The sequence below is a fragment of the Allomuricauda sp. ARW1Y1 genome (genome assembly GCF_013407935.1).
GTDB lineage: Bacteria > Bacteroidota > Bacteroidia > Flavobacteriales > Flavobacteriaceae > Flagellimonas.
This window is the reverse complement of record NZ_JACBZU010000004.1, coordinates 11,968-30,523: the sequence shown is the minus strand read 5'-3', so window position 1 is coordinate 30,523 and position 18,556 is coordinate 11,968. Positions and strand designations below refer to the sequence as shown.

Below are 18,556 nucleotides of genomic sequence, written 5' to 3'. Positions count from 1 at the left end.
TTTAAATCGAATCTAACAGTTGGTTGATGGATTTGAATATGATTATGGGGTCTTTAACGGAATCGTCGTCAAATTCCTGGATTTGATGACCAAGTACCCACAGTTTGGAACCTGGGGACTTTTTAAGGACTTCGCCAAAGCGCTTAAAATAGGTGTCTATTTCATCCTTGGTCGGCGATACGGTAAAATAGGAAACAAATCTGATGTTCGTGTAATATTTGAGCAAGTCTTCCAAACTTTCAACAGGCATGGTCTGGCCCAGATAAACCGTTTTGTAACCATTCAAGGCCAATTGGTAGTTTACGTATAAGAGCCCCAACTCATGGATTTCATTTTCTGGGAGGAAGAGCACATACACCTCGTCCTTTTTCGTGGGTGCCTCGAACTGCAGCTGCTCGGTATGGATATAGATTTTTTGCTTGATCAAGTTGGAAATAAAATGTTCGTGGGCAGGACTGATGGTATTGGTCTGCCACAAAAGCCCAAGTTCGTTCAACAATGGTAAAAAGACATCGTTAAAGATCTGTGTGAATGTTTTATCTTCCGTAAGCTCATTGTAGGTATTCAGGAAGAGCGCCTGATCAAAATTGAGCATCGCCAACTTAAAGGAGTTCAGCGCATGGCTCTTTTCGCTTTTTTCAGCGATGATTTCATTGACCAAAACCGGGATGTTATCTTCTCCCAATTTGGCAATCTTGGAAATCTTGTAACCGTTGTTGTAGAGCAATGTGACGTTCAGCAGTTTTTGCAGACTCTCCAGACTGTAGGTACGAATGTTGGTGTCCGTTCGTTCTGGGCTGAACAAGTTGTATCTCTTTTCCCAAATCCGAATGGTATGCGCCTTGATTCCCGAAAGGTTCTCCATATCCCGAATACTGAAGGAAGTTTTTACGTTGTTCATCATTTTCATTTAAACGTTAAACAAATTTACGATTAAATAGATGCCGTCCTAGTTTTTTATCATAAAATTTGGATACCGCTGTATAAAAATCAGGGTTTTGGGGAAAGGATTGCGGATTTTTCAGGGAGTGTTGAACAAAAAAACCGCAATGGCTTGCGGTTTTCTCTTGTGCCCACGACTGGAGTCGAACCAGCACGTTCTTACGAACACTACCCCCTCAAGGTAGCGTGTCTACCAATTCCACCACGTGGGCCTTCGTGATTTTTGGTGTGCAAATATAATTTTTTTGTGCAAAAGGAAGGTCTTGAAATCGGAATTTATGAAGTGGGAAAGTCCTTTTCTTTTCTTCGGGTACATTAAGGCCAAACTTCCCCAAACTCACTTAAAATGATGTGAAACCTGCATAGTAGGGTAGATAAAATCCCGTAATTTTGTGTCAAATTTTTATTTTCCAAAAAGATTATGGACAAGGATTTAGGTCGTTTGCTTTACAACTACTTACTGGAACAGGGCATGGCCGATGGTTTGGCGGCATACATCAATCTTTTTGTGCTGGTATTGGTGGTCTTGGTGCTGGTATTTTTCTTGGATATCCTCCTTTGGAAGATTTTGCGGGCTGTTTCCGTGCGCCTGGCCCGAAAATCCAAGAACAATTTTGATAATTTTTTAGTGGCACACCGGGTACCACGGTATGTAGCCCATGTGATTCCCTTATTCATTTTGTTGAGGTTTGTACCAGTAGCTTTTGAAGATTTTGATTATGCAGAGGTGATTGCCCTTAAGACCATCAAGATTTTGTTTGTCTTTTTGACCCTCGTCATTTTTCGCAAATTCTTCAAAAGTGTCAACAGTTATCTAAAAACCCTTACCCAATTTAAGGACAAGCCGATTGATAGCTATGTACAGGTTTTCATGATTTTCGCCTGGATCATTGGGATTCTGACCATTTTCGCCATAGTGACGGACACCACGGTCTGGAAATTTTTCACTGCCTTGGGTGCGGCCTCCGCTGTGGTATTGTTGATTTTTAAGGATTCCATTTTAGGATTGGTAGCCAGCATACAGGTCACCATAAACGACATGGTCCGGATAGGGGATTGGATCACTTTTGAAAAATATGGGGCGGACGGGGACGTTGTGGAAATTAGTTTGGCGACCGTGAAAGTTCGGAACTTTGATATGACCATCACCACAATCCCGACCTATGCATTGATTTCCGATTCCTTCAAAAACTGGAGGGGCATGCAGGTATCTGGAGGAAGAAGGATCAAGCGCTCGTTGATCATTCGGCAGAAAAGTATCCGCTTTCTCACGGAAGAAGAAGTGGAGCGTTTGAAAAAAATTCAATTGATCGAAGCATATATCACCACTAGGAGCGAGCAGATCAGGTCGCACAATCAGGATAACCAGATAAATAAAGAGTTATTGGTCAATGGTAGGAACCTTACCAATTTTGGGGTGTTCCGAAAGTATGTGACCAATTATCTGGAGGGTCATTCTGCCATCAATAAAAAAATGACCCTAATGGTACGCCAATTGCAACCCACACCGCAGGGGATTCCCCTAGAGATTTATGCATTTAGTTCGGATAAGCGATGGGAGAATTATGAGTATGTAATGGCGGATATTTTTGATCATTTGCTGGCAGCATTGCCTTATTTTTCCTTGGAGCTTTTTGAACTTCCCGTGTCGGCAGCATACATCCCCACAACTGACGATTAGCTCAAAGTTTGATTTATGGCATTGCGGCGGCCAAAGCGATTTCCACCATTTGCTGGAATGAAGTTTCCCGGGCTTCGGCCGACAGTTGTTCTCCGGTAATCAAGGAATCGGAAATGGTTAATATGGTCAACGCTTTTACGTTATATTTTGCAGCAATGGTATAAATGCCCGCAGCTTCCATTTCCACACAAAGAACACCGTACTTTGCCCAATGCTCGTAGGCCTTTGGGTCGTCCTCATAAAATTCATCCGAAGAGAGCACATTGCCTGCCTTTATGGGAATCCCATGTTTTTGGGCATAATTTACCGCTTTGATGAACAGATCAAAGTTGGCGGTAGGGGAGTAGTCCGAATTGATAAATCTCGAATTATTGATGCCCGATGTGGTCGATGCAGCCATGGCCAGTACAACATCATTGAGTTGAATGTCTTTTTGATAGGAACCAGCCGAACCGACCCTGATCACCTTCTTTACGCCGTAGTCCTTGATGAGTTCATGTAGATAGATCATGGCCGAAGGCATGCCCATACCACTGCCCTGAACAGAAATCCGTTGACCATTAAAGGTGCCCGTATAGCCTAGCATTCCCCTAATCTGGTTATAACAAAAGGAGTCTTCGAGAAAGGTTTCGGCAATCCATTTCGCACGCAATGGATCACCGGGCATTAAAACCGTATCTGCTATTTCTCCTTTTTTGGCCTCGATGTGTATGCTCATGATGTGCTATTTGATTAATTCCGGGCCAGAAGATGTGCCTATTCTCGATACGCCAAGGGCTATATATTTCAGGGCTTCTTCCTTGGTTCTTATACCACCGGAGGCTTTGATCTTAAGTTGGTCCGCTACCACGCGCTTCATTAATTGCACATCGGCCAAAGTGGCTCCCCCGTTGCCAAAGCCCGTGGAGGTCTTCACAAAATCGGCTTTTGCATCAACGGCCAGTAGGCAAGCCCGCTCTTTTTCGGCTTCGGTAAGGTAGCAGGTTTCAATGATCACCTTTAAAATTTTGGGTCCAATGGCTTTTTTGATGGCCTTGATTTCATCGCGGACGGCATCAAAGCGTTCCGACTTTATCCATCCAACATTAATGACCATATCAATTTCATCCGCACCGTTCTCAATACAATCCATGGCTTCGCACACTTTGGCCTTGGTGGACATGGCGCCTAGTGGAAAACCGATTACCGCGGCCACTTTTACAGGAGTTCCTTTAAGCGTTTCGTGAGCCGTGGCCACATGGCACCCATTTACGCAAACAGCATAAAAGTCGTTTACAATGGCTTCCTTGCAGAGCGCAACGATATCCTGACGGCTTGCGGTAGGTTTTAGATTGGTGTGGTCAATGTATTTTTCTAGGCCCATCAATGATTGAACAGTTGTTTGAGCTTAAAGATAGCCAACATCTCCGATCTATTCTTTCCAGCAAATGATTTGGCTATGGCTTCGGAGGTTTCCACAATCAATTTTTTGATGGGTTCTGAAAATTTCTCGGGATGCTCTTTGTAAAATTCCTTGAATTCATCAAAATACGCTTCACCTTCCTTTTCTTCCCCATCCAACCAATCAAAAACAATTTCTATTTGATAAGCGGCATCGGTATGGAACTCATCTTCAATCTCATCCACATCCAACCAGTATTGGCGGACATAGTTTCGCAACCTTTTAATCTCGATGGGCCTTACGGTATGGTCGGCCATGGCTACGAAATAGAACAGTTTGCCTAGACTTTGATAGAATTCGTTCCCTATTTTTTCTGAGTTGTACATGATTCTTGTTTTTAAACTCGTTTAAAATTAGGGCTAAAACCAGCGTATTTTTATGACATTGCTCACGTATTCCACATCGGGAAGCATATCATGCCGCGCTATGTTTGGATAGTTATTGGGTTGCCCTTTCCAGTCGATCATTGATGGACACTCCAAGTCCTATGTGGGGCACCCGCTCGGCGATGATCATATCGAGTTTCATGCTATCCAATCGGTGCAATGCGCCATAAAGGTTGGCTGTGGCTTCCGCTAGATCACCGGATGGAGATAATATTTCGATATGACGATAATTGGGGTCTTCGGACTTTCCTGTGAAGCGCAGCAATCCTACTTTTTTTCCTTCCGCCATGTACGCCATCTCTTTGGCGTTGTCGGTCAAATAGGTTTTGGTGGTAGGGGCGTAGTGCTTTTTTAACATGCCAGGGGCGTTCGGCGCTGCTTTAGCCTTATTTTGAACACGGACTTCACCAATGGCGTCTTCTATGGTTTCCTTGGAAATGGAACCCAATCGATACAGGATGGGTTCTTCGCCCTCAAAACCAATAATAGTGGATTCGATACCCTTTTTGCAAGCTCCGCCATCCAAAACAGCCAGTGTATTTTGGAAGTATCCAAGTACATGCTCGGCACTGGTGGGGCTAATCCTATTAAAGGGATTGGCACTTGGAGCAGCGATGGGGAAAGGTAGCTTTTCCAACAGGGCCAATGTTACCGGATGATCGGGAATTCGGATGGCAACGGTGTCCTTACCTGCCGTTACCAAATCGGGTACGTTGTTTCCCTTTTTAAGCACAAGGGTCAAAGGGCCTGGCCAGAATTGTTCGGCAAGCAATTTCGCTTTCGGCGGAAATTCCGCTACAATTTCATGGACCTGTTCCATCTTATGGAGATGCACGATCAGTGGATTGTTGAGCGGTCTTTTCTTCAGTTCAAAAATCTTGGCAATGGCTTCTTCGCTGTAAATGTTTCCGGCCAATCCGTAAACGGTTTCGGTGGGGATGGCCAAAACATCGTTTTTTTTCAAAATGGCTACCGCCTTTTCCAATTCATCTGGACCTAATACCATGACAATTTTTATTTTATCAGACTTTTTACTTTAAAAAAGTTGCGCAAAGTACGGTATTTTTTGGATGGAAAAAGCGCACCGACCACAAGGATCGATACGCTCGCTCAAAACACATCCAAAATGGTTGTACTATTCTCCTTGACCTAGCGAAAACCCTCGTTTGCCATCAAACTCATATAGGTTTTCTGTTTTGATCACATCAAAACCTAGATGGTGCAATTTGGACAACAGGGCCACAATGTGTTCGTAGGTGATGGGCGCATATGAAAGTTCGGGGCCGCTAATTTGCGCACCCATCCCCACAAACCTGCATCGCCAATGGTCAGTGCAGTATGTTTCTTTGATCCCTTCGGGATATACTTTTACTCCACGGTTGGTGATCATTTTCAGCTTGAGTTGGTAGACCTCTAGTTTCGCGAGGGCGTCACCGAGTTCGTTGGGATCCATACCTTGCCAATCCAAGAAGACATCCACGCCTACCAGTTCCTTGGTCTCGTTTTTACGGACATATGCTGGTAGTTGTATGGTTCCCTTTCCTTGAACCATCAAGCTTTTGGGTAGCGTGCTCGGGGTTTGACCCAAATTAGCGATGACCTTATCGGCAAATTCCTGAGTGCCCACTTTTGCGGTGCTGACACCCTCCTGATAAATGTCGGCCGTATGGAAGCCTTGCTCCAAGGTAGTCAACCAAGCATTTTTCACCTTATCCGCCACTTCAGCTTGTCCAATATGGGCCAGCATGGAGATGGCTGCGTTGATTAGACCGGATGGGTTGGCCACATTTTTCCCGGCAATGTCGGGTGCAGATCCATGTATGGCTTCGAACATGGCAACTTCGGTACCAATGTTGGCGGAACCGCACATGCCCACCGAACCGCCTACTTCCGCGGCGATATCGGAAATTATGTCACCATAAAGGTTGGCCGTGACCACAACATCATAATCCTCTGGACTTGCGGCCAAACGGGCAGAACCTATATCGATTATCTGTGTTTCGTTTTTGATTTCGGGGTATTCCAGTGCGATTTCATCGAAAACCTGATGGAACAGTCCGTCCGTCAATTTCATGATATTGTCCTTCACCATACAGGTGACCTTTTTTCTTCCGAACGCTTTGGCATATTCAAAAGCATATCGAATAATACGCTCGCAACCTGGCCTAGTGATAAGTTTTAGGCATTGGTAGACCTCTTGTGTCTGGCGGTGTTCGATGCCAGCGTAAAGATCTTCCTCGTTTTCGCGGATGATGACCACATCCATCTTGGGAAAGTTGGTGGGTACGTAGGGGGAAAGGGCGGATACTGGTCGTACATTGGCAAAAAGGCCAAGGGATTTTCGCAGGGTAACGTTCAAGCTTTTGTAGCCTTTTCCCTGAGGTGTGGTTATGGGAGCCTTGAAAATAATTTTGTTGCTTCGGATGGCTTCCCATGCCTTGCTGTCGATTCCGGAGGTATTGCCGGATAGGTAGACTTTTTCACCCAAATCGATGTATTCAGGTTCAATCGGGGCTCCTGCAGCTTCCAAAATGCGCAGGGTAGCTTTCATGATTTCGGGACCGATTCCGTCACCGTTGGCAACGGCAATCTTTACAGGGGTATTGAGTTGTTTTTTTGTTTTTTGTTCAGTTAATGCTTTTGTACCCATTTCGGTTATGTTTATGTTACAGTGCAAATATGCGGGTAAAAAACCATAAATTTTTATTTAAATAAATTACCTAAACCATAAACATATTTTATGTAAATGGGTTAAAAAGCGGCAGAGTCAAGGTTAGAGAGGTTAGATGCAAGGATTCGATTTTGATTAAAAGGACCTTCAAAACGTAGTTTTGGTGATGGGATTCGTAAAAAAAGGATACCAGTTACTCAGTCTTCCTGTGATAAAAATTGGTGCATCCCTTTTGGGGACAGATACTCAAAGAACCTATCGAGTACTTTGAACTCGGTATCCAATAGAACGAGGGCAGGCACGGAAAAGGGGGCATTTTCCCGTGAAGCCAATAATTGGGGTATTTGATGAATGGGGCTTCTTTTTTTGCCCAGTTCACTATTGATAAAATGTTGTCCACCAAAAACAATGGTGTCTGTGGTTTCAACATCCATTTTTACAGCATAATAGTCATTGCGAAGCAAGGAGGTAACTTTGGCGTCCTTAAATGCAGCTCTCTCCATTTTTTTGCAGTAGGCGCACCAATCTGCATTACAAAAGATCAGGACTTTTTTGGGTTGTACCGTAAGGGAATCTTCCAGTTGTTCAAAACTAAGCCACTCCACTTCTTGTTTCTGCCCGAAAAGGGGAGAAGCGATCATAAAAATCAAACAAATGCTAGAAAAGAGTATACGTAACATTGTCAAAGTTTACAGTAATCTTGGTCTTAATGTAACTTACCAAATTTTAGCCCAAAAAAGATGGCGCGCGGAGCGTCCGGGCCGTAAACGTAATCAGAGTCACGGCCAGGACCAATATCAAAATCATCCTGAAAACTATTAAAGATATTGGTCACACCACCCGATAGGGTTATCATAAAGGACTCGTTGAAATCAAAATGGGTTTCCAGTTTAATGTTCATATCAAAAAACGAACCTGAATCGTTGAGTTCCAAAAAGCCGTTATCGCTAATGACCCTTGGGACGGTCATGTTACCCGTATAGGTACCTGTGACGTCCACGTTAAACTTTTCGCTGGGAATCCAAGTGGTGTTCAAATACCCATAAAAGTCGGGTACTCTAACAAATTCATCGATAACAATGTCACTTTCCCCCGGGGTACCATCGCTCTCGAAAAGGATTTGAGGTTGGTTCCACTCGGTTTTTTGTAAGGTTCCGCCCAATTGAAAACGCCATTCCGGGTCAGGCGAAAGACCCAGTTCAAAGTTGGAGCCATAGACTCGGGCGCCTTCACCATTTCGTACCTCTTCCAATATGGAACCGTTGGACAGCGCCGCTCCCGTGCTGACCAGTGTAAACGGATCCTCCAAAAGGGTATAGAATCCCTCCACCAATACATCCAGTTGTAGCAGGTCTTTGGTTTTGGAATAGTTTACGGAACCGGTAAAGGCATTTGAAAATTCGGTATCCAAATCATCGGACAACAATACGAACTGCGGTTCGCCACCTACGCTTGAGATGTGCAGATCTTCGTTAAAGGTTTGTGGGGCCCTGAATCCTCGCGCATATCCGGCCCGAAGACGCCATGCTTCTGTAAGTTTATAGGATAGCGTTAACCTAGGGGAAAGGGCCGTTTGGTTGAGGTCCAAATCCCTCTCGAGACCTCCTACCGAATAATTCCCGAAAACATTCACGTTGTCCAATCTGGTTCCGAGCAAGGCAGAAAATTGGTCGGAAGGTTTCCATTCGTATTGTGCATATCCGCCCAAGGTATTCACATTTTGGTCAACGAGCCGATCATAGCCGGGAATTTGATCTTCCGTGGCGCTATAATTGTATTCGGCTCCCATTGTCAAAACGTCTTTATTATTGAATGTTTTGGTAATCTGCACCCCGTTTACCCACGCCAAGTCTTTGGTGGTGCCAAAGGCATTATTGGCCAATAGGCTGTCCTGCCGGGTTCTGGCACCGCCCAGTCCCCCGTAGTAGCTATCACGATTTGTATAGGAGACAGAAGAATACACTTGAGTCTTTTGGGTGCCATCCTTGCTATCAATTTCATAATCGGCGCCACCGATAAAGGTATCGTGGTCCAATTCCTCGGTAATGTCGGTGAATTGTGGAGCCAGTTCCAGTCTGTCACCACCTCTGCGGTATTCTCTTATGGCATTTAAATTCAATGAGATACGGCTTCTATCGGTAGGCCTAAAAAATGCTTTTGCACCTACAGTGGTATTACGAAGTTCCACCAGCTCGGTAAAACCATCATCGTTCGCATCATAGGCTTCCCGGTTTCGGTAGGCCCCAAAGAAGGTGACGCCACTGGAGAGGTCATCGGCGACAATGGAACTGTTGAAGTTGACCACCCGGTCCCATGCTTCGCCCCCTACAATGGCCATATTGCTTCCAATCTCCCATGTATTCAAGATAGGATCTTTGGTAATAATGTTTACCGTTCCCGCGATGGCATTGGAGCCGTAGAGTGCCGAACCTCCGCTGCGAACCACCTCCACACGTTCTATGATGTTGGTTGGAATTTGCTCCAATCCATAAACACCCAACAAGGAGGTGAAAATGGGTCTGCTGTTGAGCAATATTTGGGTATAGGCACCATCCAATCCATTTAAGCGGACTTGGGTAAACCCACAGTTTTGGCAGTTGGTTTCCACGCGGACACCGGGGGTAAAGTTTAAGCCTTCGGCTACTGAAATGGATTGTGTAGCCGTCAATAATCTTGGTTTTAGGGATGACACGACCACGGGTGCACTCCGACGTTCCACCCTGTTTCGAGTGGCACTGATGACTACTTCGTCTAGGCCAAGCGCATCTTCAATCAATTCAAAGTTCAAGGTTGCATTTTGATTTGCTGTGATGGTGATATTTTTCGAGTTGGTCCGGAAGCCTTGGGAAGCTACTTCCAGAATATGCTTACCAATTGGGATTTCAAGTTGATATTGACCATCGATGTTGGTATTGACACCGAGATTTCCATTCTTCAAATAGACTGCTGCGTAGGGGACAGGGTTTCCGTTGGATGTTACCCTACCAGAAACTGTGACAGCATTGTCTTGGGCCCAAATCAGGGATAATGGGATGGTTAAAAAGAAGAATATGAGATACTTCAATCGAATCATTTTTGTGGGGTTAAAATTAAATTTAGACAAAGCTAAAAAAATATTTATAAGTATAAAAATTACCCAATGAAAGTTGGAAACAATTTCATAAATGATATGAGCGGGTTGTGGTGTTCGTTGGGATGGTAGTAAAGAGAATGGTAGCGCCTTAAAGGGGCATTGGATAGTGAATATGGAGTAGGATTGATGGGATGTTAAGCGTAGCACCCTAACAAAAGAAGAGATACTACGATTTATTGCTGGGATATGTCCACCCCTTGAAACTTCAGGTAGCCCAACTTCGTTTTATAACGAGGACAATTGAAACCTTTAATTGTTTTTGATTTTTTGTGAAGTCCCAAACAAGAAGTAAAGTAGCGCTCCGAGGAAATTCATCAATAGAATCACTAAAACCCAGATTAGTTTGTTGTTCTTGGTATATTCATTTCGGATGACATCTATCAAAGCGATAATTGGAAGTACCAATCCACATACGATTAAAATGATTTGCCAAGCTCCGATTATTCCAAGTTGTTGCATAGTCCGTATATTAATGCTGAGGTGTTATTGTCCTGATTCCTTATTTAACCGTTGCCTTCCACCCTAGGTTGGCTTATAAGCAAGTAAATCAATGTTCTTTTCCGTATCAAAAATACGGACTAGGAAAAAGAATACAACCGATAGATTGTTAAAATAAAAAAGTCTGTAAAATATAGTTTACAGACTTTATGAATTTTTTTGAAATAAAAAAAGTGACCTGACTGGGGCTCGAACCCAGGACCCTCTCCTTAAAAGGGAGATGCTCTACCAACTGAGCTATCAGGTCTTTCAGTAAGTGCCTAGCTGTTTGGCTAAGCGGGTGCAAATATAACATCAATAATCTATTTTCCAAGGTGAATTCTGGATAAATTTGTGTTTTTTTGAAATCGGATAATATTCTTCGATATGAAAATAGTTTTACTGGGATATATGGCAAGTGGAAAGTCGACCGTTGGACGATTGTTGGCCAGGCAATTAGGGACATCGTTTGTCGATTTGGATGATTATATCGAACAGCAGCAAAAAAAATCCATAAAAGATATTTTTTCTGAAAAAGGCGAGATTTTCTTTCGCAAATTGGAGCATCAAATGCTAAAAGAGGTTTTGGATTCACATACAGCAGTGGTGCTTTCCACTGGAGGAGGGACTCCTTGTTATGCCAACAATATGGAGACCATTTTACAACAGTCAGACAATTCCATCTATTTAAACCACAGCATACCGGTTTTAGTGGAACGTATCACCAAAGAGAAGGAATACCGTCCTCTTGTAAAAAATATTCCGGATAATGATTTGCCAGAGTTCGTTGGCAAGCATCTGTTCGAGCGTCGACCCTTTTATATGCAGGCCGAACACCGGGTAGATTGCGACCCTTTGTCCGCAGAGGAAGTGGTAGCTGAAATCAAGAAACTACTCTAGGTACACTGCGTTGTTTTTGGGCTCAAAATCCACTCGGATGTGCTCGTTCAACGAAGTGGACAGCGAAATCCCCTTAAAATCCGCCTTAATCGGGTATTTTTTATGGTTGCGGTTTACCAGTACAGCGGTTTTTAGTCGTTTTATCGGGGTTTTTAGAAAGTGATGGGTGCCATAGATCAAAGTGGTCCCGGAATTCAACACATCATCCACAAGAACAATGGATTTGTTTTTGTAGGCTTCCTCCCCCAAGGAGGTGGTGACACCACTCGTTAGCGGATTCTTTTTGTCCATATCCATTTTGCACATCACAATATGGGCATCCGTTATCTTTTTGAGGACAGCAACGATCTTTTTGGCAAAACTTTCCCCACCGCCCGTAATTCCGGCCACAATAATTTCCTCCTCATCCACATTGGACTCGTAGATTTGGTAGGCGATACGTTTGGTAATATGCTGAATTTGGTCGTGGGTAAGAATACGGTTCATCATAGTTGTGGATACTTGTTTCAAAGATAGGAAAACGGTTTATTCCGATTCATCCAAAAAATCATCCAAATCCCTTCGGTCCTTTTTGGTAGGTCTGCCAAGTCCTTTTTTGCGATAGTGCTTTTTGGCAAACTGCAGTAACTCATTGTGCTCAAAGGCATCTTTGGGCGTGGTGTCCTTGCGGTAGATATCCACCAATTTGGCCCCAACGCGGCTTTCAGGCAGGTCCAGTACGGTCAGCTGATAGTCGATTTGGTTTTTTCTGACCACGATCTTGTCCATAGGGTATACCTCCCGCGATGGTTTTACGGAATCACCATTCACTTTCACCTGACCTTTCTTTACGGCGGTGGAGGCAATGTTTCTTGTTTTAAAGTATCTGGTGCACCAAAGGTACTTGTCTATTCGCATGGTCTTCGCAAATCTTTGTTAAGGGGCGAAACAAAAATAATGGAAAATTGTATCTTGCGCGCCTAATTACAGACTTGATGAGGTACGGAATTTTAGTATTTATTGGTTTTGCGGTAACACTGCTGTCCTGCAACAATGACGACGACGGAGGAATCGAACAAGTGCCGCCCAGATTATTGAGCGAGGTATCACCAGAGGACGACGAGATCATACAAGAGTTCATGAGAACCCATTTTTACAACTATGAGGATTTTGAAACACCTCCAGAAGGGTTCAACTACAGGATTGTAATCGACACCATTGCAGGAGCCAATGCCGATAAGAGACCTTTGATAGAGGAAGACTACAAAACCTTCACCGTAAACGTATCTTCAAGCTTTTTGGGATTGGACACCGGGGAGGAAGATATCCCGCATACGCTCTATTATATTGAAGCAAGACCCGGAGGAGGAGCGAATCCTACTTTTGCCGATTCCACCTTGGTTCGCTATCAGGGAACTTTGTTGGATGGAACCACTTTTGATGAAAACCAAGATTTTTTGTGGCAAGAACTGCCCTTTACGGTACGGGGTTATGCCAACGGGATTGCACAAATGAAATCAGGAACACCCGATCAGATTGTCGATAATCCTGATGGTACCTACGGTATTTCCAATAGTAGTGTAGGAATTATTATAATGCCCTCCGGTTTGGCCTATTTCAATAACCCACCATCTTCTTTGATTCCAAGATATGCCCCCCTTATCTTTAAAGTGGAGCTTGGACTTTTTATCGAGGATACGGATAACGATAATGATGGTGTTCCCTCCATTGAGGAAGATTTGAACGGTAATGGATATTTGTTCGACGACAACACCGATTTTGAGCAAGAAGCATTGGGCGGTCGTTTGGCGAATTTTAGGGATGCAGATGATGATGCCGATGGGGTATCTACACGAACAGAGATCACGGACGATAATGGGGAGATTCTTATCCCTTATCCCGATTCCGATGGGGATGGGATTCCGGATTACTTGGATCGTGATTCCAACTAGTCAGAACGAAAATATAGTACATAAAAAAATCCCCGTTGCTTTCAACGGGGATTTTTTTTAGATCAACATGTACTATTACAATTTCAATAGTGCTGAGAAAATGATCTGTGATGGTCTCGTATCCACTCTACCAGAAACGTCGGTAATATTGTTTCCAATAAAACGGGCTTCGTTTTCAGAGAATCCTCTTTCATATCGAACGTCAAGGCCCAATCTTCCGATGTTGACTCCAACACCTACGTTTAGGCCCACGGTAAAGTCGTTTTCCACGTCTTCTACCTGCAAATCGCCCAAATCGTTGTTCAAGGTATATTGAAAAGCAGGTCCAGCAAAAATGTGTAGGGGGCCAATCAATTTATAGCCCAACAAAACAGGCAGGTCCAATTTGGACACATCGTAATCTTGGGAGTTTCCGTCCACGTCATACGAACTTTTTGTTTTCGAGTACACCAATTCGGGTCTGAGGTAAATCTTTGGAAAATCCAATTTTCCCCAAAAACCAAAATGATATCCCGTTTTGCCTTCGGCGCCCTCAATAATATCCTGACCGCCATCGCCGACAGAACCAATCAAATCCCCATTTTTGTTGTAGGAAAGTCCAGCCTTGATTCCAAAACCAGAGCCGCTTTGTGCCATTACAGCAGCGCCCATAAGTGCAAATGCTACTACTAGAAACGTTTTTTTCATAAGTGTGTTCATTTTAGAAGTTGAATATCCCCAAAAGGGATAGTTGAAACTACTTACGTTTCAACACCTTTAAAACGGCCGATTCTATGGCTTTATTGTTCAATCCATACTTCTCCATCAGCTGTTCGGGCGTTCCACTCTCCCCAAAAGTATCCTGTGTTGCCACAAACTCTTGAGGGGTAGGATGGTGCGTAGCCAGCACTCGTGCCACACTTTCTCCGAGTCCACCCAAATAATTGTGTTCTTCGGCAGTCACCACACAACCTGTTTTTTTAACGGAATCCAAAATAGCCTTATCGTCCAACGGTTTTATAGTGTGTATGTTGATGACCTCTGCGGAGATGCCTTGGTTTTCCAAACTTTCTGCCGCAAGCAAAGCTTCCCAAACCAGATGACCTGTAGCAATAATGGTCACATCGGTACCTTCATTGAGCATAAGGGCCTTCCCGATTTCAAATTTTTGGTCCACTGGGGTAAAATTGGCCACTTTGGGTCGTCCAAATCTAAGATAGACCGGTCCATGGTGCTCAGCAATCGCAATGGTAGCTGCCTTGGTTTGGTTGTAATCACATGGATTGATAACGGTCATCCCGGGCAACATTTTCATCAAACCGATATCCTCTAAAATCTGGTGGGTCGCGCCATCCTCGCCCAAGGTCAAACCAGAGTGGGATGCACATATTTTCACGTTCTTATCGGAATAGGCGATGGATTGACGGATTTGATCGTAGACACGGCCTGTGGCAAAGTTGGCAAATGTGGATGCAAAGGGTATTTTGCCTCCAATGGTCAAGCCAGCCGCAATACCCATCATATTCGCCTCGGCGATGCCCACTTGAAAGAAGCGCTCGGGATTTTCTTCGATAAACGTTTCTATTTTTAGGGAACCTACCAAATCGGCGCAAAGCGCTACCACGTTTGGATTGGTTCTCCCCAATTCTGTCATTCCCGCGCCATAACCGCTACGGGTATCTTGTTTTCCTTGATCTGTATATTTTGTCATTCTATCTTTTTCTATGATTAGTAATCGCCTAGGGTCTCTGGGTTTTGCTCCAATGCTGTGGCCAGTTGTTCATCGTTTGGCGCTTTACCGTGCCAAGCATGTGTGCCCATCATAAAGTCTACTCCATTGCCCATTTCGGTGGTCATCACAATACAAACCGGCTTTCCTTTTCCTGTTCTGCTTTTGGCTTCCTTTAGGCCTGCAATAACTTGTTCCAAATCGTTTCCGTTTTCTATTTCGAGTACATCCCAACCAAAAACCCGGAACTTTTCCGCAACATCACCTAGGGGAAGTACATCCTCCGTACCGCCATCAATTTGTTGGCCGTTTCTGTCCACTGTTGCAATAAGATTGTCCACTTTATTGCCGGCAGCGTACATAATTGCTTCCCAGTTTTGCCCTTCCTGTAATTCACCATCACCATGTAAACTGAATACCAAATGGTCATCTCCATTCAGTTTTTTGGACAGAGCGGCACCAATGGCTACGGACATGCCCTGTCCCAAAGAACCGGATGCTACGCGGACCCCTGGTAAACCTTCGTGCGTGGTGGGATGGCCCTGTAATCTGGAATCGATTAGCCTAAAAGTGTTCAATTCCTCCAATGGGAAATAACCTCTTCGAGCTAAAACACTATAAAAAACGGGCGAAATGTGACCATTGGACAGGAAAAAGACATCTTCCCCGATTCCGTCCATATCAAACCCATCCTTTAACTCCATAATTTCGTTGTAGAGTGCTACAAAAAACTCGGTACAGCCCAAGGATCCTCCCGGGTGCCCCGAATTTACGTTATGGACCATTCGTAAAATGTCCCTTCTTACCTGTACGACCAGGTCTTGTAATTCTTGCGTATTCGGCATGGTGTCTTATATATTTAGATATCAAATGTAATGGCATTATTCGTCTAAAACAAGTTTGGCAATGAAGCCTTTAGGTCACTTGCTTCCAGAAACTTTATTTTTTTGTTAAGGATTGGCCAAACCGAGTTAATTATATTTGCGGTTCTAAAACGAACAATTGGAATTTACCTTAACACAAAAGGACGGAAAAACCAAGGCAAGGGCCGGGGAATTGCTTACGGACAATGGTACCATACAAACCCCGATCTTTATGCCCGTGGGTACGGTTGCCTCGGTAAAAGGGGTGCATCAGCGGGAGCTAAAGGAGGAAATAAATCCGGATATTATTTTAGGAAATACGTATCACCTGTACCTCAGGCCTGGCACTGGGATTCTGGAAGAAGCTGGCGGACTCCATCAATTTATGGGGTGGGACCGTCCTATTTTGACCGATAGCGGGGGGTATCAGGTATATTCACTTTCCGATAACAGAAAAATTAAGGAGGAAGGCGTTAAGTTCAAGTCCCATATTGATGGCTCCCTGCACGTATTTACCCCTGAAAATGTGATGGAAATACAGCGCACCATTGGAGCTGATATTATTATGGCTTTTGATGAGTGTACCCCGTATCCCTGCGATTACCAATATGCGAAGCGTTCCATGCACCTTACCCATAGGTGGCTGGACAGGTGTATCGATCATTTGGAAAAACTTCCATTCAAATACGGCTATTCCCAAAGTTTTTTCCCCATTGTTCAAGGGTCTACCTACAAAGATTTAAGGAAACAATCAGCGGAATATATTGCATCCGTGGAAGCTGAAGGCAATGCCATTGGTGGACTTTCCACGGGAGAGCCTGCCGAGGAGATGTACGAAATGGCCGAGATTGTTTGCGATATATTGCCAGAGGACAAGCCCAGATATTTAATGGGTGTGGGAACACCCATCAATATTTTGGAGAACATTGCCCTTGGTGTGGATATGTTCGATTGTGTAATGCCCACTCGAAATGCACGCAATGGCATGTTGTTCACAGCGCACGGCACCATCAACATCAAAAACAAAAAATGGGAAAACGATTTTTCTCCCATAGACGAAATGGGCATCACCTTTGTGGATACCGAGTATTCGAAAGCTTACTTGCGACATTTATTTGCAGCCAACGAGTATTTGGGCAAGCAGATTGCCACCATCCATAACCTGGGCTTTTATTTGTGGTTGGTGCGTACGGCAAGAGAACGTATTTTAGCCGGAGATTTCTTGGAGTGGAAGACCATGATGGTGAACCAAATGGATAAACGACTGTAATGCTTACCATACTCGATAGATACATCCTTAAACGCTACCTCATTACCTTTATGGGGATGCTCCTGTTGTTCGTGCCCATTGGGATCATGGCCAACTTAGCGGAGAAAATTGGGAAAATCATTGACAACGAGGCCCCTTTGGCAGAGGTCATTGTGTTTTACGGCAACTTTACTTTAGTAATCGGAAACTTGTTGTTGCCCATCTTTTTGTTTCTATCGATTATATTTTTTACCTCCAAATTGGCCAGTAATACCGAAATCGTTGCGATTTTGAGCAGCGGCGTCTCCTTTTGGCGGTTTTTGAGACCTTATTTTGTAGGGGCAACCCTAGTGGCCATTCTGATTTTTATGATGGGGATGTTTATTGTGCCACATGCCAGTATTGGTTTCAATGAGTTTGAGTACAAATACTTTAAAAAAGGGAAGCGCGACCGTGTAACGGAAAATATCTTCAACCAATTGAACGAACGGGATTACATTTACGTGAGCAGTTTTGATCCCAACCGTCAGATTGGTTACAATTTCACTTACGAGCACTTCGATTCCATTGGTAAACTGGACTACAAGATTTCCGCTAGCAACATCCGGTGGGTAAAGGATGATAGCCTTTACAGGTTGACGAACTACGAAAAACGCACCTTGCGCAACGAAACTGAATATATCGAGGCCAAAAGGCGATTGGATACCATCTTTTCATTTCAGATTGATGACCTTACCCCAGTGTCCTACGTAGCGGAAACCAAAAACCTTTTTGAGCTCAACGACTTTATAGAAGACCAGCGAAGAAAGGGCGCATCCAATATCAATGCTTACGTGCTGGTGAAGTACAAACGGTGGGCACTTCCCATTGCAGCTTTTATCCTTACCGTAATTGCCGTAGCTGTTTCTTCCATGAAACGAAGGGGCGGTATGGGGCTCAATTTGGCCTTTGGTATCGGGGTGGCCTTTGTCTACATCTTTTTCGACAAGGTTTTTGGGACATTGGCGGAGCAATCGGGTTTTTCACCGCTATTGGCCGTGGTGATACCCAACCTTCTTTTTGGCGTTTTTGCCGTTTACATGCTCATGAAAGCCAAGCGCTAATCTGTCCAAAATAGTGTATATTGTTGACGTTAAAAGACTTGTATATTTCAGGTGAGTATGCCATAATGTTA

19 protein-coding genes and 2 tRNA genes are annotated in these 18,556 nt (G+C 44.1%); 5 read left to right on the top strand and 16 right to left on the bottom strand.

What is annotated here, in order from left to right; translation table 11 throughout:
• Window position 1: 1 nt before the first annotated feature.
• The gene (locus tag GGE08_RS11330; protein WP_179385008.1) at window positions 2-901 is read right to left on the bottom strand and encodes a MerR family transcriptional regulator; all 900 of its coding nucleotides are present in this window, start codon (window positions 899-901) and stop codon (window positions 2-4) included.
• 169 nt (window positions 902-1,070) lie between these two features.
• Window positions 1,071-1,154, bottom strand: a tRNA-Leu gene (locus GGE08_RS11325).
• A 209-nt stretch (window positions 1,155-1,363) separates the two neighbouring features.
• Here GGE08_RS11325 and GGE08_RS11320 point away from each other — a divergent pair.
• Window positions 1,364-2,623 (top strand): mechanosensitive ion channel family protein, encoded by a 1,260-nt coding sequence (locus GGE08_RS11320; protein ID WP_179385007.1) that lies wholly within the window; start codon window positions 1,364-1,366, stop codon window positions 2,621-2,623.
• Between the two features lie 13 nt (window positions 2,624-2,636).
• On the opposite strand, the gene deoD is transcribed toward GGE08_RS11320, so the two are convergent.
• The 9 genes from deoD to GGE08_RS11275 all read right to left on the bottom strand — a co-directional run bounded on the left by deoD (window position 2,637) and on the right by GGE08_RS11275 (window position 10,999).
• On the bottom strand, window positions 2,637-3,341 hold the full coding sequence (gene deoD / locus GGE08_RS11315; protein ID WP_179385006.1) for a purine-nucleoside phosphorylase: 705 nt from the start codon (window positions 3,339-3,341) through the stop codon (window positions 2,637-2,639).
• Window positions 3,342-3,347: 6 nt separating this feature from the next.
• Window positions 3,348-3,986: a deoxyribose-phosphate aldolase gene (deoC, locus tag GGE08_RS11310; protein WP_179385005.1), complete on the bottom strand. Its 639-nt coding sequence runs from the start codon at window positions 3,984-3,986 to the stop codon at window positions 3,348-3,350.
• A complete protein-coding gene (locus GGE08_RS11305) occupies window positions 3,986-4,390 on the bottom strand; it encodes a hypothetical protein (RefSeq protein ID WP_179385004.1) in 405 nt (134 codons plus the stop codon). The genes deoC and GGE08_RS11305 overlap by 1 nt, the downstream gene beginning before the upstream one ends.
• A 112-nt stretch (window positions 4,391-4,502) precedes the next feature.
• Window positions 4,503-5,456, bottom strand: coding sequence for an L-threonylcarbamoyladenylate synthase (locus GGE08_RS11300; RefSeq protein WP_179385003.1), 954 nt, complete (start codon window positions 5,454-5,456; stop codon window positions 4,503-4,505).
• Between the two features lie 129 nt (window positions 5,457-5,585).
• Window positions 5,586-7,100: an NADP-dependent isocitrate dehydrogenase gene (locus GGE08_RS11295; protein ID WP_179385002.1), complete on the bottom strand. Its 1,515-nt coding sequence runs from the start codon at window positions 7,098-7,100 to the stop codon at window positions 5,586-5,588.
• A gap of 218 nt (window positions 7,101-7,318) precedes the next feature.
• Window positions 7,319-7,801, bottom strand: coding sequence for a thioredoxin family protein (locus GGE08_RS11290; RefSeq protein ID WP_179385001.1), 483 nt, complete (start codon window positions 7,799-7,801; stop codon window positions 7,319-7,321).
• 26 nt (window positions 7,802-7,827) lie between these two features.
• Window positions 7,828-10,194 (bottom strand): TonB-dependent receptor, encoded by a 2,367-nt coding sequence (locus GGE08_RS11285; RefSeq protein WP_179385000.1) that lies wholly within the window; start codon window positions 10,192-10,194, stop codon window positions 7,828-7,830.
• 309 nt (window positions 10,195-10,503) lie between these two features.
• Window positions 10,504-10,713, bottom strand: a complete 210-nt coding sequence (locus GGE08_RS11280) for a PLD nuclease N-terminal domain-containing protein (RefSeq protein WP_179384999.1) — start codon at window positions 10,711-10,713, stop codon at window positions 10,504-10,506.
• Between the two features lie 213 nt (window positions 10,714-10,926).
• A tRNA-Lys gene (locus GGE08_RS11275) sits at window positions 10,927-10,999 on the bottom strand.
• Window positions 11,000-11,118: 119 nt separating this feature from the next.
• Here GGE08_RS11275 and GGE08_RS11270 point away from each other — a divergent pair.
• The gene (locus GGE08_RS11270) at window positions 11,119-11,631 is read left to right on the top strand and encodes a shikimate kinase (protein ID WP_179384998.1); all 513 of its coding nucleotides are present in this window, start codon (window positions 11,119-11,121) and stop codon (window positions 11,629-11,631) included.
• Here GGE08_RS11270 and GGE08_RS11265 read toward each other — a convergent pair.
• Complete coding sequence (locus tag GGE08_RS11265) at window positions 11,623-12,120, bottom strand: phosphoribosyltransferase family protein (protein WP_179384997.1); 498 nt, start codon at window positions 12,118-12,120, stop codon at window positions 11,623-11,625. The two genes, GGE08_RS11270 and GGE08_RS11265, sit on opposite strands and share 9 nt — an antisense overlap.
• A 36-nt stretch (window positions 12,121-12,156) precedes the next feature.
• On the bottom strand, window positions 12,157-12,528 hold the full coding sequence (locus tag GGE08_RS11260; protein WP_179384996.1) for an RNA-binding S4 domain-containing protein: 372 nt from the start codon (window positions 12,526-12,528) through the stop codon (window positions 12,157-12,159).
• A gap of 77 nt (window positions 12,529-12,605) precedes the next feature.
• Here GGE08_RS11260 and GGE08_RS11255 point away from each other — a divergent pair, with 77 nt between their 5' ends.
• Window positions 12,606-13,562 (top strand): FKBP-type peptidyl-prolyl cis-trans isomerase, encoded by a 957-nt coding sequence (locus GGE08_RS11255; protein WP_179384995.1) that lies wholly within the window; start codon window positions 12,606-12,608, stop codon window positions 13,560-13,562.
• Between the two features lie 75 nt (window positions 13,563-13,637).
• Here the strand turns inward: GGE08_RS11255 and GGE08_RS11250 are convergent, their stop codons facing one another.
• Genes GGE08_RS11250 through GGE08_RS11240 form a run of 3 tightly spaced genes read right to left on the bottom strand, consistent with a single transcriptional unit; the run spans window position 13,638 to window position 16,115 of the window.
• Entirely contained in the window at window positions 13,638-14,249 is a 612-nt protein-coding gene (locus GGE08_RS11250) for an outer membrane beta-barrel protein (RefSeq protein WP_179384994.1), read from the bottom strand.
• A 49-nt stretch (window positions 14,250-14,298) separates the two neighbouring features.
• Window positions 14,299-15,252, bottom strand: a complete 954-nt coding sequence (locus GGE08_RS11245) for a transketolase family protein (RefSeq protein ID WP_179384993.1) — start codon at window positions 15,250-15,252, stop codon at window positions 14,299-14,301.
• A 17-nt stretch (window positions 15,253-15,269) separates the two neighbouring features.
• A complete protein-coding gene (locus GGE08_RS11240) occupies window positions 15,270-16,115 on the bottom strand; it encodes a transketolase (RefSeq protein ID WP_179384992.1) in 846 nt (281 codons plus the stop codon).
• A 157-nt stretch (window positions 16,116-16,272) separates the two neighbouring features.
• Here GGE08_RS11240 and tgt point away from each other — a divergent pair, with 157 nt between their 5' ends.
• Together tgt and GGE08_RS11230 are read left to right on the top strand one after the other, a co-directional pair.
• Complete coding sequence (gene tgt, locus GGE08_RS11235) at window positions 16,273-17,403, top strand: tRNA guanosine(34) transglycosylase Tgt (RefSeq protein ID WP_179384991.1); 1,131 nt, start codon at window positions 16,273-16,275, stop codon at window positions 17,401-17,403.
• On the top strand, window positions 17,403-18,485 hold the full coding sequence (locus tag GGE08_RS11230; RefSeq protein ID WP_179384990.1) for an LptF/LptG family permease: 1,083 nt from the start codon (window positions 17,403-17,405) through the stop codon (window positions 18,483-18,485). The genes tgt and GGE08_RS11230 overlap by 1 nt, the downstream gene beginning before the upstream one ends.
• Window positions 18,486-18,556 lie beyond the last annotated feature (71 nt).

What these genes read in the sequence shown, in the direction of transcription:
- GGE08_RS11330 (WP_179385008.1), bottom strand. Translation starts at nt 901, where the DNA reads ATGAACAACGTAAAAACTTCCTTCAGTATTCGGGATATGGAGAACCTT.
- GGE08_RS11320 (WP_179385007.1), top strand. Translation starts at nt 1,364, where the DNA reads ATGGACAAGGATTTAGGTCGTTTGCTTTACAACTACTTACTGGAACAG.
- deoD (WP_179385006.1), bottom strand. Translation starts at nt 3,341, where the DNA reads ATGAGCATACACATCGAGGCCAAAAAAGGAGAAATAGCAGATACGGTT.
- deoC (WP_179385005.1), bottom strand. Translation starts at nt 3,986, where the DNA reads ATGGGCCTAGAAAAATACATTGACCACACCAATCTAAAACCTACCGCA.
- GGE08_RS11305 (WP_179385004.1), bottom strand. Translation starts at nt 4,390, where the DNA reads ATGTACAACTCAGAAAAAATAGGGAACGAATTCTATCAAAGTCTAGGC.
- GGE08_RS11300 (WP_179385003.1), bottom strand. Translation starts at nt 5,456, where the DNA reads ATGGTATTAGGTCCAGATGAATTGGAAAAGGCGGTAGCCATTTTGAAA.
- GGE08_RS11295 (WP_179385002.1), bottom strand. Translation starts at nt 7,100, where the DNA reads ATGGGTACAAAAGCATTAACTGAACAAAAAACAAAAAAACAACTCAAT.
- GGE08_RS11290 (WP_179385001.1), bottom strand. Translation starts at nt 7,801, where the DNA reads ATGTTACGTATACTCTTTTCTAGCATTTGTTTGATTTTTATGATCGCT.
- GGE08_RS11285 (WP_179385000.1), bottom strand. Translation starts at nt 10,194, where the DNA reads ATGATTCGATTGAAGTATCTCATATTCTTCTTTTTAACCATCCCATTA.
- GGE08_RS11280 (WP_179384999.1), bottom strand. Translation starts at nt 10,713, where the DNA reads ATGCAACAACTTGGAATAATCGGAGCTTGGCAAATCATTTTAATCGTA.
- GGE08_RS11270 (WP_179384998.1), top strand. Translation starts at nt 11,119, where the DNA reads ATGAAAATAGTTTTACTGGGATATATGGCAAGTGGAAAGTCGACCGTT.
- GGE08_RS11265 (WP_179384997.1), bottom strand. Translation starts at nt 12,120, where the DNA reads ATGATGAACCGTATTCTTACCCACGACCAAATTCAGCATATTACCAAA.
- GGE08_RS11260 (WP_179384996.1), bottom strand. Translation starts at nt 12,528, where the DNA reads ATGCGAATAGACAAGTACCTTTGGTGCACCAGATACTTTAAAACAAGA.
- GGE08_RS11255 (WP_179384995.1), top strand. Translation starts at nt 12,606, where the DNA reads ATGAGGTACGGAATTTTAGTATTTATTGGTTTTGCGGTAACACTGCTG.
- GGE08_RS11250 (WP_179384994.1), bottom strand. Translation starts at nt 14,249, where the DNA reads ATGAAAAAAACGTTTCTAGTAGTAGCATTTGCACTTATGGGCGCTGCT.
- GGE08_RS11245 (WP_179384993.1), bottom strand. Translation starts at nt 15,252, where the DNA reads ATGACAAAATATACAGATCAAGGAAAACAAGATACCCGTAGCGGTTAT.
- GGE08_RS11240 (WP_179384992.1), bottom strand. Translation starts at nt 16,115, where the DNA reads ATGCCGAATACGCAAGAATTACAAGACCTGGTCGTACAGGTAAGAAGG.
- GGE08_RS11230 (WP_179384990.1), top strand. Translation starts at nt 17,403, where the DNA reads ATGCTTACCATACTCGATAGATACATCCTTAAACGCTACCTCATTACC.